The sequence below is a fragment of the Acidovorax sp. GBBC 1281 genome (genome assembly GCF_028473645.1).
GTDB lineage: Bacteria > Pseudomonadota > Gammaproteobacteria > Burkholderiales > Burkholderiaceae_C > Paracidovorax.
On the sequence record NZ_CP097269.1, the window covers coordinates 5,263,566 to 5,281,084 of the forward strand.

Consider the following 17,519-nt stretch of genomic DNA (forward strand, 5'->3'; position numbering starts at 1 on the left):
CTCGGGACCGGCAGGGTCAGCGCGCGGCAGGCGACAGCGCCTCGTCGAGCACTTCCACCCAGTGGCGCACCGGCAGCGCCGTGCCGCTTTGCAGGTGGGTGATGCAGCCGATGTTGGCCGACAGGATGGCCCCGGGCGGCGGCTCGCCGAACGCCTCGCCCAGCGCCGCGAGCTTGCGGTCGCGCAGCGGATAGGCCAGCTCCGGCTGCAGCACCGAGTAGGTGCCGGCCGAGCCGCAGCACAGGTGCGCCTCGGTGCGCGCCACCCGCACCCGAAAGCCCAGGGCGCTCAGGTGCGTCTCGACGCCGCCACGCAGCTTCTGGCCGTGCTGCAGGGTGCACGGCGGGTGGTAGGCGAACAGCGTGTCGGGCGGCACCACGCGGCCGCGCAGCGTGCCGGCCAGCCCGGCCAGCAGCTCGGGCAGCCACTCGGACAGGTCCTGCGTCAGCGCGCTGATGCGCGCGGCGCGCTCGGCATAGGCCGGGTCGTCCCGCAGCAGGTGGCCGTAGTCCTTGACGGTGACGCCGCAGCCCGAGGCATTCATGACGATGGCCTCGACACCGCCCTGCTCCACGAACGGCCACCACGCATCGATGTTGGCGCGCATCTGCGCCTTGCCGCCCGCCTGGTCGTTCAGATGGAACCGCACCGCGCCGCAGCAGCCGGCCTGCGGCGCGACGACGGTCTGGATGCCCGCCGCATCGAGCACGCGCGCCGTGGCGGCGTTGATGTTGGGCGCCATGGCGGGCTGCACGCAGCCGGCCAGCAGGAGCACCTTGCGCGCGTGCTCGCGCCCGGGCCACGCCCCGGCGTCGCGCGGCGCCGGCACCTTGGCGCGCAGGCCCTCGGGCAGCAGCCCGCGCACGGCCTGCCCCGCCTTCATGGCCGGGCCGAACCAGGGCGACGGCAGGCCCTCCTTGAGCGCCCAGCGCAGGGCGCGCTCGCCCAGCGGGCGCGGCACCTTCTCGTCCACGATCTTGCGGCCGATGTCCACCAGGTGGCCGTACTGCACGCCGCTCGGGCAGGTGGTCTCGCAGTTGCGGCAGGTCAGGCAGCGGTCCAGGTGCAGCTGCGTCTTGCGCGTAGGCTGCTCGCCCTCCAGCACCTGCTTGATGAGGTAGATGCGCCCGCGCGGGCCGTCCAGCTCGTCGCCCAGCAGCTGGTAGGTGGGGCAGGTGGCGGTGCAAAAGCCGCAATGCACGCACTTGCGCAGGATGGCTTCGGCCTCCTGCCCTTCGGGCGTGCCCAGGAATTCGGGGGCGAGCGTGGTTTGCATGGCGTGTCTCGGCGGTGGGGTGTCAGGGGCCCGGGGGCTCGGCGTGCGGCGCGCGCTGGGCCAGCGCGCGGCGGGCGCGCCAGAGCCGGGCCAAGTGTTCGAAATCGGCCGCCAGCGGCGGCAGCGACAGGCCCAGCAGGATGGCGGCCAGCGGCACGACCCAGATGAAACCCACGTGCTTGAACCCGGCCGCGCCCACGATGCCCCCCACGGTGAACATGGCCAGCAGGCTGGCGAACAGCCGCAGCCGCGACTGGTTGGCGTGCACCTGCGCCTCGGGCGGCGTGCCGTTGCGGTTCCAGTACAGCATCTTGCCGATCTCGATGCCCAGGTCGGTCGCCACGCCGGTCATGTGCGTGGTGCGGATCTGCGCCGAGGACATCTTGGTGACCACCGCGTTCTGCAGCCCCATCAAAAAGGCCAGCAGCAGCACGGTGAGCGGCACGGAAAACGGCGTGCGCCATTCCAGCGTGATGGCGCCCAGCAGCCCGAAGACCAGCAGCAGCACGGCCTCCAGCAGCAGCGGCAGCGCGAAGCCGCTGCGCAGCCGGTGGTGGCGCGCCCAGTTGACCAGGATGGCCGTGGTGCCCGCGCCCGACATGAAGGCCCACAGCGTGCCCACCGCGCCCAGCACCAGCGCCATGTTGCCCAGCACCAGGTTGTCGGCCACCATCGACAGGAACCCCGTCATGTGCGAGGTGTACCGGTGCACCACCAGAAAACCGCCCGCGTTCACCGCCCCGGCGTTGAAGGCCAGCAGCAGGCCGAGCAGCCGGTTGGTGGACGGGGTCCGGTGCCGGCCGGTGAGGTGCCGCAGCAGCCGCATGGCGCTACCGCCCCGGGCCCATCCGGCCGGGGTTGAAGATGCCCGCCGGATCGAACGCCTGCTGCAGCCGCGCATGGATCTGTGCCAGCGTGCCGGGCAACACCGGATCGAAATGGCCCGATGCCCTAGTACCGATTGCCTGGTCTGCTACAAAAAGAGAAGCACTCCCGCCCACGGCCTGCGCCGCCTCGTGCAGCGCCGCGCCCGCGTCCGGCGGGGCCTGCACCCATCGCAGGGCGCCGTGCCATTCGATCAGCGGCGCCGCCACACCGGCGGGCAGCGCCAGCACCGGCGCGGCGGCAGGCACCGACAGGCGCCACAGGGCCAGGTCCGGTCGCTCGGCCCGGGCGGCGAACCACGGCAGGGTCTGCTCGCGGCAGGCCTGCCAGGCGGGCGCCGCAGCGGCGGTGTCCAGGCGCTCGCCCCCCATGCTGCGGCAGGCGGCCTCGACGGCGGCCACGGCCCCACGCAGCCGCACCCACATCGTGCCCGTGCCCCCGGGACCGCCTTCCCAGCGGCTGGCGTTCAGGGGCAGCGGCTGCCCGCCCCAGGCCTGCAGCCGGCGCAGCGCGTCTGCGGGGTTGGCATCGAAGCGCAGGGTGGCCTCGGCCGGCGGCACGGGCAGCACCTTCAGGCTGACCTCGGTGAGCACGCCCAGCGTGCCCCAGGCGCCCACCATGAGGCGCGAGACGTCGTAGCCCGCCACGTTCTTCATCACCTGGCCGCCGAAGCGCAGCAGCTCGGCCCGGCCGTTGACCAGCTCCAGCCCCAGCACGTAGTCACGCACCGCGCCCACGCTGGCGCGCGCGGGCCCCGACAGGCCGGCGGCCACCATGCCGCCCACGGTCGCGCCCGGGCCGAAATGCGGCGGCTCGAAGGGCAGGCACTGGCCGTGGGCCGCCAGCGCGGCCTCCAGCTCGGCCAGCGGCGTGCCGGCGCGCACGGTGGCGACCAGCTCGCTCGGCTCGTGGTTCACGATGCCCGACAGGGCCGTGGTGTCCAGGCACTCGCCCTGCAGCACGGCGCCGCCGTGGAAGTCCTTGGTGCCACCACCGCGGATGCACACGGGGGCCTGGCGCTGGACGCTGTCGCGCACGCGGTCGATGATCTGGCGGAGGGCGGAGTCCATGGCGTGGATCGTACCGGCCCCCCTTCGCCAACGGGTGCCGGCAGGGCTCGGCCGGCCGTGAATTTTTTGAACGCCGGGCGTGAATCCACCGTCCCGGCTGCAGGCCATCCGGCGCGGCGCCCCAGTGCTCAGGCGAGGCCTGCGGGCAACTGCCCCTCTTCGTACCAGTTCACCGGCCGCCCGGCCACCGGCAGGCGCTCGCCGGCGACCAGCAGGTGGCCCGAATGCGGCTCGCGCGCCAGTTCGTCGGCCGGGCGCCCCTGGCGGGCCGAAGTGACGAACAGCGTGGCGCCTGCCTGCCCGTCGCCGCCCAGGCAGGGCATGGTGGGGCACTGCGCGGGCACGGGGAGGTCGGCCACGATCTCGCCGCCGGGCGACAGCCGCAGCACGCGGCCGCCCTCGTACATGGCGCACCAGTAGTGGCCCTCGGCATCCACCGCCGCGCCGTCGGGCCGGCCGCCGTAGCCCGGCTGGCCGGGCTTCCAGCCATCGGGCTTGGGCGCAAAGGCATGCAGCACGCGCGGCGCGCCCACGGGCTCGCCCGAGGCATCGCACGCCCAGGCCCGGATGGTGTGCGAGGGGGTATCGACCCAGTACAGCGTGCCGCCATCGGGGGACCAAGCCAGGCCGTTGGCCGTGGCCACCCCGTCCAGCATCCAGCGCACGCGGGGCGCCCCGTCGCCGCGCCCGTCCACGCAGTACAGCGCGGCCACCGGCTGGCGGGGGCCCGCGGCGGGCTCGTGCATGGTGCCCACCCAGAAGCGGCCCAGCGCGTCGCACTTGCCGTCGTTGGCCCGCTGCGTGGCCGGATCGATCGGCAGCCGGGCCACCGGCACCAGGGGGCCGCCCCAGTCCTTGGCGCGGTAAAGGGTGTCGCGCAGGGCGATCACCAGGCCGCTGGGCTGGCCCGCGGTGCGCGCGGGCGCGATGCAGCCGGGCTCGGACGGCATGGCCCAGCGCTCGGCCCGGCCCGAGGCCGGGTGCAGCCGGCACAGCGCGCGGCCGGCGATGTCCACCCAGTACAGGCGCGATTCGACGGGGTGCCAGAAAGGCGATTCGCCCAACTGGTCGGGCTCGGAAGTGGCGGGACGCCAGTCCATGGGCATGGGAGGTCTCCTGGGAAGGCGGTGGAAGGGGCCGGGCACGCCACCGCTGGCGCGCCGGTCTGCCCCATCCATTATTCGCGGGCGGTGGCCGCGGGCCAAAAAAAAGGCCCACCTTGCGGCGGGCCCAATGTCCAGGAGGAATATCTCGCTTGTTGTCGCACCGCCGCGATGCCACCAGTCACCGCGGCAGGGATCTCAGCCGATCAGCGGTTGTAGGCGGTCTCGCCGTGCGAAGTGATGTCCAGGCCTTCGCGCTCGGCTTCTTCCGGCACGCGCAGGCCCACCAGCAGGTCGGCGATCTTGTAGGCGATGAAGGCCACGACGCCGGACCACACGATGGTGATCAGCACGCTCTTGAGCTGGATCCAGACCTGTGCGCCCATGGCGAACGTGTCGGGGGTCAGGCCACCCGTACCGCCCAGGCCTTGCGATGCGAACACGCCGGTCAGGATGGCACCGATGATGCCGCCCACGCCGTGCACGCCGAACACGTCGAACGCGTCGTCGGCGCCCAGCATCTTCTTGAGGCCACCCACGCCCCAGAGGCAGACTACGCCGGCGATCAGGCCGAGCACGATGGAGCCCATGGGGCCGACGAAACCGGCGGCCGGCGTGACGGCCACCAGGCCCGCTACGGCACCCGATGCAGCGCCCAGCATGGAGGCCTTGCCCTTGTGCAGCGACTCGCCGGCCAGCCAGCTCAGCGTGGCGGCGGCCGTGGCCAGGACGGTGTTGATGAAGGCCAGGCCCGCAGCGCCGTTGGCGGCACCGGCGGAGCCGGCGTTGAAGCCGAACCAGCCCACCCACAGCAGCGAGGCACCGACCATCGTCAGCGTCAGGCTGTGGGGCGTGAGCGCTTCCTTGCCGAAGCCGATGCGCTTGCCCACCATGTAGGCGCCCACCAGGCCGGCGACCCCGGCGTTGATGTGCACCACGGTGCCGCCGGCGAAGTCGAGCGCGCCGTCCTTGCCCAGCAGGCCGCCGCCCCACACCATGTGCGCCATGGGGATGTAGCTGAAGGTGAACCACAGCACGCTGAAGATCAGCACGGCGGAGAACTTGATGCGTTCGGCGAACGAGCCCACGATCAGCGCCACGGTGATGGCCGCGAAGGTGCCCTGGAAGGCCACGAACACGTACTCGGGGATGGTCGGCAGCGCGCCCGAGAGCGTGTCCGGCGCGATGCCCTTGAGGAAGATCTTGTCGAAGCCGCCGAAGAACGTGCCTTCGCCGCCGAACGTGAGGGTGTAGCCGTACACGGCCCACAGCACGCTCATCAGCGAGAAGATCACGAACACCTGCACCAGCACCGACAGCATGTTCTTGGAGCGGGCCAGGCCGCCGTAGAACAGGGCCAGGCCCGGGATGGTCATGAGGATCACGAGCAGCGTGGAGGTCAGCATCCAGGCCGTGTCGCCCGAATCGAGCTTGGGCGTGGGGGCGGCGGCGGGCGCTGCGGCCGCGGCGGCTTCCGCCGGTGCGGGTGCGGCCGCCACTGGCGCAGGGGCTGCGGCCGGAGCGGCGGCGGGTGCCGTGGCCGATGCGGGTTCGGATGCCGCGGGCGTCTGGGCCAGCACGGCGGTGCCGGAGGCCATCAGGCTCAACCCCAGCAGGGAGGAAGCAAGCAGTTTTTTCATGGCAGTTTCTCTTGGGTGTCTGGTGACAGGCGCGGGGGGCCGGGCCTTACAGGGCTTCCTTGCCGGTCTCGCCGGTGCGGATGCGGACGACCTGCTCCAGGTGGCACACGAAGACCTTGCCGTCGCCGATCTTGCCGGTGCGCGCGGCCCCCTCGATGGCTTCGATGACGCGGTCCACCAGCTCGTCGGACACGGCCGCCTCGATCTTCACCTTGGGGAGGAAGTCCACCACGTATTCGGCGCCGCGGTACAGCTCCGTGTGGCCCTTCTGGCGGCCGAAGCCCTTGACCTCGGTCACCGTAATCCCTTGGACCCCGATGTCCGACAGGGCTTCGCGCACCTCGTCGAGCTTGAAGGGTTTGATGATGGCTGTCACCATTTTCATGTTGCTTTTCTCCATTGGAGGCACCCCTCGGCGCCCGTTGTCTTACAGGGTTTTCGTGAGCGCGACGATCAGGCGCGACTTGTTGACCGGGCCGAAGAAGGCTTTCTTGTTGGCGCCCACCACGGCGGCCGACAGGGACAGGCCCGAACCGAAGTCATAGGCACCGCCCACGCTGTAGTCCATGTAGTTGGGCACGCCCAGGTCCTTGATGTCGCTGGCGAAGCGCGTGAAGCCGACCGACGCCTTCAGCGTCGTCTTGGGGGCCACTTCCTGCGCGTAGGCCAGGTTCAGGTAGCCGGTGTTGCGGCCCTTGTTGCTGGTCGTCTTGGCGGAAGCCCAGCCGAAGTAGTCCTTGGAGATGGTGTGCGAGTACTTCGCCGTCAGCGGGCCGTAGGTGGCCGCGCCGTAGAGTTCGGTGGTGTTGCCGACGGAATTGCCGGGGTAGGCATAGGTCAGCGCGCCCAGGTCCAGGTCCACGTCGCCGGCCTTGAATTTGTAGCCGCCGTAGAAATCCATCTCGATGGAGTTGCCCGGCAGCCAGTCCACGCTGGAGTTCCAGTTGCCCAGATACCAGCCGCTGTCGCCGAAGCTGTAGTCGAAGCCGCCCTGGATGGCGGGCTTGACGGCCTTGACCCGGCTGGCGTCCTGGTCCTGGCCACGGAACTTGTAGTTGGTGGTCAGGCTGACGTTGCCCGTCAGTTGTGCGCTGGCCAGCAGAGGCAGGGCGGCAACGAGGGCGACGCTCAAGGACTTCATGGATACACGGGACATGGTTCCTCCGGGGGTGGCTGATTAGGGATGTCCACGCTCCAAGCATGGACCGTGCCATCTCCCTCGCACGTTGCCATCCGGGCCTGGGCGCCGGCCTGGCAGGTATGCCGAAAGTGGTTACATGCTATGCGCCCGCGTTACTTTTTGCACCATTGCAGTGCCATCCAGGCCACAATTCGCCGCGATCGCACGGCCATGCACCACCATGGGGACAGGGCGGCGGGACACACTGCGTTGGTGCATCCCGCCGCCCCTCCGGGGCCGATCGCGCCGTTTTGGGGGGGAAGCGCTCCCGCCGTCAGCGCGCCGAACGGGCCTTGAGCCACTGCGCCGGAGGCTCGTCCGGCGGGGCGGGGGGCGCCGCCTGCGGCATGGAGCGCAGTTCGACCTGAATGCCGCGCTCCTGCGCATGGGCCATGAAATCATCCAGCGCCTCGCGGATGTCGCGGTCCATGAAGCCGCAGTTGCAGCCGTCGATGACCAGCGAATGCCCTGGCTCCACCCGGTTCAGGTGGTTGCGCAGCGTGGCCTTGCTGAAGAACGAGACATCCTTGCTGAGCCGGATCAGGTGGACGTTGCCCTCGGAGATCATCGTCAGCGCGCCGCGCGTGTTCGCCTGGATCAGGAAGAGCATGCTGCAGGCCAGTCCGATGAGGATGCCGATGAGCAGGTCGGTCGCCAGGATCGCGCCCACCGTCACCGCGAACGGCACGAACGCCGACCAGCCCTCGCGCCAGACCGCCGCGATCATGGCCGGCTTGGCCAGCTTGAAGCCGGTGTGCAGCAGCACGGCGGCCAGCGCGGCCAGCGGCACCCACTGCAGGAACTCCGACAGGAACAGCACGCTCGCCAGCAGCAGCACGCCATGGAACACCGCCGACAGCCGGGTGCGCGCACCGGACTGGATGTTGGCCGAGGTGCGCACGATCACCGCCGTGATCGGCAGCCCCCCCAGCAGGCCGGCCAGCATGTTGCCCACCCCTTGCGCCTGCAGCTCCCGGTTGGGCGGCGCCACGCGCTTGAGGGGATCGAGCCGGTCGGCCGCCTCCAGGCTCAGCAGGGTTTCCAGGCTGGCCACGACGGCGAGGGTGAAGGCGATGGTGTAGACCTCCGGCCGCGCCAGCGCCGACCAGTCGGGCGAGGCGAGCTGCGACCACAGCGCGGCCAGGCCGTCGCCTTCGGGCAGGGCCACGCGCTGGTGGTCGGGCAGCGCGACGGACGGCTCGGTGGCCATGGCCACGGCCTGGTACCCGATGCCCCAGAGCACCGCCAGCAGCGGCCCGGGCAGCCGGCCGATCAGCGGCAGGCGCTTGGCCCAGGGGGAGTCCCAGGCAAACAGGATGGCCAGCGCACCGGCGGCGATGATCACCGCACTGCCGGTGACGGCGCCGACCAGTCGGCCCAGGTCATCGAAGCCGTCGATCGTGCGGGGCACCAGGCGCATGGCCTGCTCGCCCGACACGAAGCCGAACGCCACCGGAAGCTGCTTGAGGATGAGGATCAGCCCGATCGCGGCCAGCATGCCCTTGATGACCGGCGAGGGAAAGCAGGCGCCCAGATCGCCGGCCTGCAGGCGGCCGAACAGCCACTGCAGCGCGCCCGCCACCATCACGGCGACGAGGAACGCCTCGAAGCTCCCCAGCTTGGCGATCGCATCGACGACGATCACGACCAGACCGGCCGCCGGCCCGCTCACGCTGAGCTGGGAGCCCGACAGCCAGGCCACGACCAGCCCGCCCACGATGCCGGAGACGAGCCCCGCCATCAGCGGCACGCCGCTGGCCAAGGCGATGCCCAGGCACAAGGGCAAGGCCACGAGGAAGACGACGACGCCCGCCGGCACGTCGCTGCGCCAGTGGGACAGAAGACCGGCGGCCGACGCGCCGCCCGGGTTGCGAAGGGTGGTTTGCATGGTGGGCACTCCTTCGCGTCAGGCCGCCGCCGCCAGCTGGATGCTGCTGGCATCGAGGTCCAGCACCTGGCGCAGGCGCCCGTCGCGCAAGGCGTAGACCCAGCCCAGCAGCTGCAGGGGCTGCCCCCGCTGCCAGGCGCGCTGCACCTGGGGCGTGGCCGCCAGCGTGTGCACCTGATCGGCCACGTTCAGCTCCACGAAGCGGCCCACCCGGGCGGCGACTTCATCGGCATCGTCCGGGTCGGGGACGGTCTGGCCGTCGATCTCGCCCGCACGGCGGCGGTACAGGGCCCGCAGCGGGCGAAGGTGCTCGGCCAGGTAGTCGCCCCGCGCCGGCATCGCGCTGTCGGCCGGCATCAGCGCGGCTCGGACGCCGCCGCACCCTTCATGGCCGCAGACGATCACGTACCGCACCTGGAGCACGTCGAGGGCGTATTGCAGCGCGCTCATGATGTTGGGATCGTCCGGACGGACCAGGTTCGCCACGCTGCGGTGCACGAACAGCTCGCCCGGCAGGGCATTGGTGATGCTTTCGGCGGGCACGCGGCTGTCGGCGCACCCGATCCAGAAGACGCGCGGCTGCTGGCCGGCCACCAGGTTTTCGAAAAAAGCCGGGTCGCGTGACGTCATTTCGTCAGCCCAGGCTCGGTTTTGAAGCATGAGTCGCGTGGTCAGGTCCATGGAAACCTCCGTGTTGTTGATTCGATGTTGCAGTGCAGCACGGTATTAGGCTAAATCAAAAACCACCGCCATTTTTAATATGGGGTTTTTATGTTTCATTTGCTTGCGTGTGATTCGATCAATGGCCCTGGGGCCATGCTTTTTTCCCTCACAACATAAGGAAATTTTATTTAACCCATCGAGTGAAAATAATATTCAAAGCGAATATAGTACGGAGTTGTACATTATTAAACCGCCGTTTATCTTTTCTGATCCGACCTTTCCATGGCATTAATCTCCGGCTTTGCCGGCCCTGATTAACCCAGGCAAACCAAGGCATTCAAAAGAGGACCGCAACGGCGGCGCGCGGAGGCCGATCGATGGCGCGATCCCGCGCCCCGGCGCGGCCAGCCTGGGCGCCCTCTGCACTGGTTCTCCACCGCTGCTATGCCGGGCGGGCCGCGATTGCCGATATCCTCGCCCTTCGAAATTCAGGCGCTGGCGAACAGCCGGCTTTACAACGAGGGAGAAAATCAACCATGGGTCTTGCTTTGGTGCAGAGCCGGGCATTGCTGGGACTGCAGGCCCCGTGCGTGACGGTCGAAGTGCATCTGGCCAACGGATTGCCCAGCTTCACGCTGGTCGGTTTGGCGGATGTGGAAGTGAAGGAGGCGCGGGAACGCGTGCGCTCGGCACTGCAGAATGCCGGGCTGGAGTTTCCGCACAACCAGAAAATCACGGTCAATCTTGCGCCGGCCGATCTGCCCAAGGACTCCGGTCGGTTCGATCTGCCGATTGCACTGGGGATTCTGGCGGCCAGCGGGCAGATCGACAGCGCACGCTTGGCGGGCCATGAATTCGCGGGGGAGCTGTCGCTGTCCGGCGAGCTGCGCCCCGTGCGCGGCGCGCTCGCCACCAGCCTGGCCCTGCGTTCGGCCGGCGTGGTCGTGCGCATGGTGCTGCCGCCCGGCAGCGCGGAGGAAGCCGCCCTGGTGCCCGGCACCGAGGTGTACCGGGCGCGCCACCTGCTCGACGTGGTGCAGCACTTTCTGCCCGTCTCCGCCCATGCGCCCGCCGAGCCGGCCGGCGAGGGGTTCGTGCGGCTGCAGGCGTCACCGCTGCAATCGGCTGCGCCGCAGGCGGATCTGGCCGACGTGAAGGGCCAGGCCGCCGCCAAGCGGGCGCTGGAGATCGCCGCTGCGGGCGGCCACGGTCTGCTGCTGGTCGGCCCGCCGGGGTCGGGCAAATCGATGCTGGCGCACCGCTTTGCCGGGCTGCTGCCTCCGATGACGGTGGACGAGGCGCTGGAGAGCGCTGCCATTGCGAGCCTGGCCGGCCGCTTCGGCCCGGAAAGTTGGGGTGCTCGGCCAACCGCGTCCCCCCATCACACCTGCAGCGCGATTTCACTGGTGGGTGGCAGCTGTGAGTTTCTATAATTAGTGAGATGTTGCAGCAATAGGTGAGACTCGCCACTGAATCGCCCCGGAGTTTGAAGAGGCTTCAACTCTTGAGGATGAAGCTTTGAAGAAGTCGAACAAATTTTTGCCCGAGGTGCGTGAGCGGGCAGAGGATGGTGCAAGAGCGCCATGGAGAGTACCCGTCGCTGTGGGCGGCCATCGAGTCCATCGCACCCAAGATTGGCTGCGTGCCGCAGACCTTGAACGAATGGGTCAAGCGCGCAGAGGTCGATGCTGGCATGCGTTAAGGAGTCACGACCAGTGAGGCCCAGCGGGTCCAAGGAGTTGCGCCGGGCTAACGAGATATTGAAGTTGGCCAACGCGTTTTTCGCCCAGGTTGAGCTCGACCGCCGACTGAAGTCCTGAAGGGCTTCATTGACAAGCATCGCGCTGCCTTTGGGGTCGAGCCGCTCTGCAAGATCTTGCAGATTGCCCCTTCGACGTATCGGCGGCGTGCGGCGCTGCTGTGCGAGCCTCACAAACGCTGTGCTCGGGCTGGGCGTGACGGGGTGCTGTGCCCGAAGACTAAACGGGTCTGGCAAGCCAATATACAGGTCTACGTTGCAGAAAAAGTGTGGCGGCAACTGGCCCGCGAAGGCGTTACTGTGGCCCGTCGCACAGTCGAGCGGCTGATGCACAAACTCGGTGTAAACGTGTCCAAGACCCTCCATCACGGGGACGACGCAGGAGCCCAACGATGGTTGCAAGATCGGATGGCCGGATAGATACAACACAAGCATCACTGGCCTTGCTTCACAGGCATTCCGCAGTCTCGTCCCGCCTCGTCTATTCAGAAGTTAGGAGGATGCCTCTCTCTTGCTGGTTACCGGATTGCATCGATTGCCTGCAGGGCGGGGTAGGAATGCAAAGCTGGAAAGCGCCCACGGTGGTAGCAGTTCCAGTAGCTAATAGCCCGCCTTTCGGTCGTGGCCATGAACTGCGGATTTTCCAGAGCGAACGCAGACAGCAGTTGAGGTGCTGCAAGGGAAAGGGTCGCTGTAGCCACTTCGACGATCTCGATCACGTACTCGTCCAAAAGCTGAACTACGAACGGTACAGCCCATGGTCGATCAATGCTGACAATCTGTTTCAGGCAGTGCTCACGCACGTAACCATTCCAGTGCCTGGTTCCCAGGCAGAGCGCTAGCAATCGAACGTCGCTTCCCGAGCAAGAGATGACGGATTGGAGGTTTGTCGGTTCGTAGTAGACGCGATATGGAACAGACAATTGTTCACCCTGCACCAAGACAGTAAACCCCTCCGTCGCTGACAAGCGCTCGTCTTTTGAAAGCTCACCCAGAAGCCCGGATGCGATAAAACGCAACGCAGATGGGACCATAGGGCGGCATGTCATGACCACTAATTCAACGTGGATACCCGAGGACGCAAGCGGGGCAAGCTTTCAAGCCGACGAAAGCACATCAAGGTCGACCGCCAACGGTCTGTTCTAACCATACAGCTGCTCCATCTCAGACAACAGTCCTGCCAAGCTTTTCGGCCAGCACACGGGAGCTACTTGTTCACACGGCCACGCGAGACAGTCGCAGTCGCCCGAACACGGGTAGGTCTTTGGTTTTGGGGAAGGATCAACAGATCCCTGACATCGATCGCAAACGCTCCAGCGATCTGATGAAGCATGGTGAGCGTCGGATTCGCCTGCCCCGACTCAATCCGACTCATGTAGGTGCGGAAAAGTCCACTGCGATCTGACAGTTCTTCTTGCGTGAGACCGTGCTCCACACGCAGTTCCTTGATACGCAGGCCCAGGCTCTTGCGCGGGTCGAATTCGACGCGACGCTTCTTGGCTGGGGTGGACGGGCTCTGCGATGGCACGTCCGGAACTCTCTGCTATGTATACTCATTGATACACACACTGATTCGTACATTTGAGATCTGAACGGGAGTAAGAATGAGCCTCAAGCCTTGGCAACCACAGGTGGTACACGACCAGCTCTTGGAAGTTGGCACATCCACAAGCGATGTGGATGCAACCAAGTTCAATTACCTTGAATTCCGCGATGCTGGGCGTGTTCGCAACGTCACGGTGTTTGCGGATTTACTGACCAAGCTGCGGGCAGCCCAGGGCGTGGAAGGCTGCTCCTTCCATCTGGTATCCGGTCAGCATGTTCAGAGCGGTGATGTGGCGACCGTGCTGGTCGCGGTCGGCAGACCGAATGAGCCGACGTTTGGAATTGATATGAAGGCGCGCGGGTCGCAGGACACCGTCGCTCACATCGAGAAGGCCCGCAAGATGGGCAAGCTGATGCATTGGGGCGGCATCGCCATGATCATCATCGGGATTCCGCTCATCCTTGTTTTTGTGGGCATCCTCATCATCGGCGGTGGCGTCATATTGCGACGCACTGGCAAGAACATGGTCAGAGGCATGCAGTACCAACTGGACATGTTGGAGCAATGCTCCGCCACGCTGAAGCGCATTCCCGGGGTTCGGCTGGTTTGAGACGTACGTTGCCGGTTGACCCCCCTCTGGACACTGCCGGGTCTGCTCGCTACGCTTTTCCATCAATTAATGAGCCAAACGATGCAAGCTCAGCAGACGCTGTTCGGCACTGAGGCGTTTGTGTTGATGGGTCACTGGTTCTCGACTGGAGGAAAGCGTGATGAACAGCAAGACGCAAGAGAAACCGAAGGATTTGATCGACGCTCTGATCTGGCTGGTGGGATCTGAAAGTAAAGAGATCCGGAAGAAACACCTTCAGGGGCAGCATCTCGTCAACTTCGATGGCAATCACCCGGACCGAGCGTGGAAGACCTCTCCCGATGGCTCAGTGGTCCATGGACGGTTGCTCGAAGATGGAACGTTCATTCCCGATGAAACGGGTGCAGTTCCACATCAACGGGCCAACAACGCTCAGTGAGAGCGCCGCAGTTCAGGGTGATCGCTTGTACGGCGCTCCTGGCGACGAATCTCTTCGATCATCGGCCAGCTCGAACAGGCACTGCATGTAGGGCTGGACATCGGTCCAACCCGCGCGCTCTTCGTAGAACTGCACCAGATTGCGCGTTGCCTCGATGGCATCTGGCCAGCGATCGGCCGCGCTGACTTTGGTCATCGCCTCGCGACTGTCTTGCTCGTCGTGCAGCGCTCCATCTTGCGCTCCGTAGGTGTGAAACTCCACGATCCGGCGCGGGGCCTCATAGGCCGTATCTGCGCACATGCCACCAGGCAGTAGCGCTTCACGAGAGACATGGGCTCCAGCAAACGAATCCTGCACAGTGTGGAGCACCGAACCAAAGGCCACCTGGTGCAAATACCGCCCCAGCTTGTCTTGTTGACCCAGGATGTAGAGGTCGACAACGCGCCATTCTGTGCATCCAAAGTGTTCTTGTACGGTCGGGATCTGAACGTCTCGCAGGAAGGTGTCGGACTTAATCTCTCGCGACGAAGCCTTCCAGGCGAATTCCAGCCAATCGAGTACCTTGGCGCGGGTCGCTCCAGGATGCACGCCTTCCTGGCTCGCCATCGCATGCAGAAATTGCAGATCCCCAAAATGCGAACGCGTCATCACGTTCCCCTGAAGCGCGCCTTTCTCTTTGCTGCATCCCACGATGGCGCGGCTTTGCGCCTTCTTCTCCGCATCCTTGAAAAGGCAGTACCAACACAATGGCTGTGTAGAGAATCGGATGGTCTGCGCCACATTGCACGACTTCCCAAGGTAAGTGCAATTCCCTTCATCCGGCGACAGCCGAAAGGGCGGCAGATCGTTCCATCGAACGCCGTAGATGACATACGCCGAGGCAAAGGGGCGATCTCGCAAACCACAGGTCTTATCGGAAGCCAAGCTGGATGGATCGACTGGACAGCCCATTCCAATCTGAGTGATCTCTTCGTGAACCCGGCCTTTGATCATGATGCCTAGGCTGTCCGCGGTTCGCGCCAGCGATGCTTCGGATTCGTTGGTCAACCGCGCCTCGAACTCGGAGCCCATCGGGGAGATCTGGAATGCAAGGGAAGCACTGGAAAGAAGGCACGCTGACAGCACTGCCAGCATCTGTCTTAAGACCTGCCCCGAAGTGCTTCTCTCCGAGCAAAGTCTGAACAGACTGGTTGCGCGATGGCGACGTAATGTGATCATTTTCCCCTCCCTGCCTCTGTGTGCTTAGGAAGAACATTCTGCAACATATCGCTTGGACATGGTCGCAGAAGTCGACGCGCGGGCGTCAGTGCTCCGTAAGCCCTATGGCACCATCCAAGGGTGTGCTCCTGGTGAGTGCTTTGCTTTTTGAGAGGCCCTTCATGCTTAGCCGTTCCACGCTTTCACTTTTGCAACAGGCCGGTGAATCACTCTATGCAGCCCAGCAAGCCATGGCTCAGGAGGTTCAGTCCGGTGCCCAGAGCGTGGTAAATACCGTAGCAAGCCTGCCATTCAGTGCTGAGGCTGACCGCGCCTATGCCCAACTTCGAACCGTGGCCCGCCTGTCCCACGAACTCCAAGCCATCGAAGAACAACTTCGCACGGCTTATCAAACTGCCGCCTCTTTGGCTCAGAATGACTTGCAATTGCTGCAGGCTTTGCCGCTGCGGAGATCACCTCAGATTTCGCCTGGTCAGCAGGCCCAGGCAGAGGACGCAGTCGTCAAGCCCACTCCAGTCAAAGGCGTCAGGGCCAGTTCCAAAACCAAAACCAAGACCCAGTCATCTGGAGTGCCCAATGCCCAATCTCTCAGTTCCAACGACGACAAGGTCTTAACTTACCTCGAGCGAGTACTGACTCGCAGCGCCTGGTCACAGATGACGCAAGCCTCGATCGCAGAAGGTGCGGGCATTCCGAAAGGCTCAATCGCTGTCGCGATCCATCGGCTGAAGCAAATGGGCCGTTTGAAGGAAGGTGCGCGTGGGCAATACCGTTTGAAGTGACTGGGCTTGCAACCCGAACAGCTTTGCAAGCATGGTGAAGATCTTCTGCACAATGGTCGGGGGAGGGAACAAAAGTGCAAAGACTTCTATGGCTCGCCCTGTTGCCCCTGGCCGCACAGGGGCAGCAGGCGGTTTATCGATGTGAGCAAAACGGGAAGGTGGGGTACTCGCATGAGCCTTGCGTGGGAGCAAAGGTGATCGATGCCACCCCAACCCAAGGTGTGAACAAAATGACTGGCGTCACTCGAAAAGGCGCCGAGGTTCAGCGTGAGGAGCACCGCAAGCTGCTCGACGATGGCTTCCGCCCTCTGACTGGCATGTCGCACGAACAAATGGATGTGGAACGCCGAAGGTTCAGGCTTTCATCCGCAGAGAAGTTGCAGTGCAGGTCTTCGGACCTTCAGCTGCCTGAGTTGGAAAGTCGTGCTGCTGCGGCCAATCGAGAGATGAGATTTCGCGCTGAGGCAGAGCTATATAAGGCCCGGCAAGAGTTTTATTGGCTTAAGTGCTGAATACGGATGTCGATGGGCGTATTCGTTTCAAGTGTGGTGCGCCTCGTTAGGCACTGTCTAAGGTGATTCTGTAGATTGATGCGAAGTCAGCTCCAGGCTGGTTGCTGCCGCTCAACACGCATTCATTGAGCTACTGCTGCGATCGAGAGCAGACAATAAAGAACATCACTGGGAGTGCTTCTGCATTGCAAACCCAAACTTTCAACCTCAGCTTCCAACTTCGATGAAATCTGCGCTTTCCGTGAACGCCGCGCTTGATGGACTGGCGACCTTGGTGGGCCAGAACATCGCCTTGGTGGGCATCCTGTGCTTCGAGTTCGAGCGGACGGCCCTAGACCATTTGCCAAAGTCAGAGCGCCGCAATGCAGAAGACGATGGGCCGCTCGAGCCATCGAGCGTGTGGCTAAGCGTCGGGTCAGGCTCCCTTGAGTTCAACAAAGAGCAGCTTCGGCGATGGCACGGAAAGCGTGTCACGGTACTTGGCACCTTGCTAGGTCCCGATGAAAAGCTCGGAGGGTGTGGCCATTTCTCAGCGTTTCCCGCCGAGATATTGGCACGCTCCATCGAGCGGCTTTAGCCGGCCAGAAGCGGACATCGAGGGAGTGAGGAACGTGAGTGCATCGCAGATACGAGACGAGCTACTGAAGGCTGAGCGTCTACTCAACACTGAGTTCTCATTTGACTTGGCCGAATCGATTTATCGGCGCTGCCTGAACGTTATCAAATCCACGCCGCAGGATCAGCAGGACATAGAGCAGCTTCTCGTAGACCTTTTTCGAACAAAACAGGTTAGCAGTGAGCCTCTTGCTTACCTGATGCACCTGCTTCGGTGGGAAGGCGTACGTTTGGCTATCGAGATGGATCTGAGGACGCTCGATTCTCCCATCGCAACAGGTTCGGAACACGCGAAGGTGCTTGCCGCTTTCGAGCCTGATTGGGAGAACAGGGAGTTCTACCGGTTTGCTTGAG

General features: G+C 65.1%; 18 protein-coding genes, 2 pseudogenes and 1 other annotated feature. Of the genes and pseudogenes, 8 read left to right on the forward strand and 12 right to left on the reverse strand.

The genetic code is table 11. The annotated features are described in order from the left end of the window. Positions 1–16 precede the first annotated feature (16 nt). The 9 genes from glcF to M5C96_RS24780 all read right to left on the reverse strand — a co-directional run bounded on the left by glcF (position 17) and on the right by M5C96_RS24780 (position 9,723). A complete protein-coding gene (gene glcF / locus M5C96_RS24740) occupies positions 17–1,276 on the reverse strand; it encodes a glycolate oxidase subunit GlcF (RefSeq protein ID WP_272565955.1) in 1,260 nt (419 codons plus the stop codon). A 22-nt stretch (positions 1,277–1,298) separates the two neighbouring features. Then, complete coding sequence (locus tag M5C96_RS24745) at positions 1,299–2,102, reverse strand: YoaK family protein (RefSeq protein ID WP_272565956.1); 804 nt, start codon at positions 2,100–2,102, stop codon at positions 1,299–1,301. A gap of 4 nt (positions 2,103–2,106) precedes the next feature. Continuing rightward, positions 2,107–3,231 (reverse strand): glycolate oxidase subunit GlcE, encoded by a 1,125-nt coding sequence (glcE, locus tag M5C96_RS24750; RefSeq protein WP_272565957.1) that lies wholly within the window; start codon positions 3,229–3,231, stop codon positions 2,107–2,109. Positions 3,232–3,359: 128 nt separating this feature from the next. Next, complete coding sequence (locus tag M5C96_RS24755; RefSeq protein ID WP_272569837.1) at positions 3,360–4,331, reverse strand: SMP-30/gluconolactonase/LRE family protein; 972 nt, start codon at positions 4,329–4,331, stop codon at positions 3,360–3,362. A gap of 209 nt (positions 4,332–4,540) precedes the next feature. After that, a complete protein-coding gene (gene amt / locus M5C96_RS24760; protein WP_272565958.1) occupies positions 4,541–5,974 on the reverse strand; it encodes an ammonium transporter in 1,434 nt (477 codons plus the stop codon). 46 nt (positions 5,975–6,020) lie between these two features. Then, positions 6,021–6,359 carry a P-II family nitrogen regulator gene (glnK, locus tag M5C96_RS24765; protein ID WP_092744562.1) on the reverse strand — a complete coding sequence of 113 codons (339 nt, stop codon included), beginning with the start codon at positions 6,357–6,359 and terminating at the stop codon, positions 6,021–6,023. A 42-nt stretch (positions 6,360–6,401) separates the two neighbouring features. Then, positions 6,402–7,130: a TorF family putative porin gene (locus M5C96_RS24770; protein ID WP_272565959.1), complete on the reverse strand. Its 729-nt coding sequence runs from the start codon at positions 7,128–7,130 to the stop codon at positions 6,402–6,404. Between the two features lie 298 nt (positions 7,131–7,428). After that, the gene (locus M5C96_RS24775; RefSeq protein WP_272565960.1) at positions 7,429–9,042 is read right to left on the reverse strand and encodes a SulP family inorganic anion transporter; all 1,614 of its coding nucleotides are present in this window, start codon (positions 9,040–9,042) and stop codon (positions 7,429–7,431) included. A gap of 18 nt (positions 9,043–9,060) precedes the next feature. Continuing rightward, the gene (locus M5C96_RS24780) at positions 9,061–9,723 is read right to left on the reverse strand and encodes a carbonic anhydrase (RefSeq protein WP_272565961.1); all 663 of its coding nucleotides are present in this window, start codon (positions 9,721–9,723) and stop codon (positions 9,061–9,063) included. A gap of 518 nt (positions 9,724–10,241) precedes the next feature. Here M5C96_RS24780 and M5C96_RS24785 point away from each other — a divergent pair. Next, positions 10,242–11,120, forward strand: a pseudogene (locus M5C96_RS24785) (YifB family Mg chelatase-like AAA ATPase); the annotation flags it as partial. Positions 11,121–11,223: 103 nt separating this feature from the next. Next, positions 11,224–11,809, forward strand: a pseudogene (locus M5C96_RS24790) (IS3 family transposase); the annotation flags it as partial. Further along, positions 11,480–11,596, forward strand: a sequence feature (AL1L pseudoknot). It overlaps the preceding pseudogene by 117 nt. A gap of 173 nt (positions 11,810–11,982) precedes the next feature. Here the strand turns inward: M5C96_RS24790 and M5C96_RS24795 are convergent. Together M5C96_RS24795 and M5C96_RS24800 are read right to left on the reverse strand one after the other, a co-directional pair. Further along, entirely contained in the window at positions 11,983–12,498 is a 516-nt protein-coding gene (locus M5C96_RS24795) for a hypothetical protein (protein WP_272565962.1), read from the reverse strand. A gap of 173 nt (positions 12,499–12,671) precedes the next feature. After that, complete coding sequence (locus M5C96_RS24800; protein ID WP_284428134.1) at positions 12,672–12,992, reverse strand: helix-turn-helix domain-containing protein; 321 nt, start codon at positions 12,990–12,992, stop codon at positions 12,672–12,674. A 76-nt stretch (positions 12,993–13,068) separates the two neighbouring features. Between M5C96_RS24800 and M5C96_RS24805 the strand changes: the two genes are divergently transcribed. Beyond that, complete coding sequence (locus M5C96_RS24805; protein ID WP_272565963.1) at positions 13,069–13,620, forward strand: hypothetical protein; 552 nt, start codon at positions 13,069–13,071, stop codon at positions 13,618–13,620. Between the two features lie 160 nt (positions 13,621–13,780). Continuing rightward, on the forward strand, positions 13,781–14,038 hold the full coding sequence (locus M5C96_RS24810) for a hypothetical protein (protein WP_272565964.1): 258 nt from the start codon (positions 13,781–13,783) through the stop codon (positions 14,036–14,038). A gap of 12 nt (positions 14,039–14,050) precedes the next feature. Here M5C96_RS24810 and M5C96_RS24815 read toward each other — a convergent pair whose 3' ends face one another. After that, entirely contained in the window at positions 14,051–15,172 is a 1,122-nt protein-coding gene (locus tag M5C96_RS24815) for a hypothetical protein (RefSeq protein ID WP_272565965.1), read from the reverse strand. 245 nt (positions 15,173–15,417) lie between these two features. On the opposite strand from M5C96_RS24815, the gene M5C96_RS24820 reads away from it, so the two are divergent. The 4 genes from M5C96_RS24820 (at position 15,418) to M5C96_RS24835 (ending at position 17,518) form a co-directional block, all read left to right on the forward strand. Beyond that, positions 15,418–16,038: a hypothetical protein gene (locus tag M5C96_RS24820; RefSeq protein ID WP_272565966.1), complete on the forward strand. Its 621-nt coding sequence runs from the start codon at positions 15,418–15,420 to the stop codon at positions 16,036–16,038. 194 nt (positions 16,039–16,232) lie between these two features. Further along, on the forward strand, positions 16,233–16,550 hold the full coding sequence (locus M5C96_RS24825; RefSeq protein ID WP_272565968.1) for a DUF4124 domain-containing protein: 318 nt from the start codon (positions 16,233–16,235) through the stop codon (positions 16,548–16,550). A 241-nt stretch (positions 16,551–16,791) separates the two neighbouring features. Next, complete coding sequence (locus tag M5C96_RS24830; RefSeq protein ID WP_272565970.1) at positions 16,792–17,127, forward strand: hypothetical protein; 336 nt, start codon at positions 16,792–16,794, stop codon at positions 17,125–17,127. Between the two features lie 34 nt (positions 17,128–17,161). Then, on the forward strand, positions 17,162–17,518 hold the full coding sequence (locus M5C96_RS24835) for a hypothetical protein (protein WP_272565972.1): 357 nt from the start codon (positions 17,162–17,164) through the stop codon (positions 17,516–17,518). The last annotated feature ends 1 nt before the right edge of the window (position 17,519 follow it).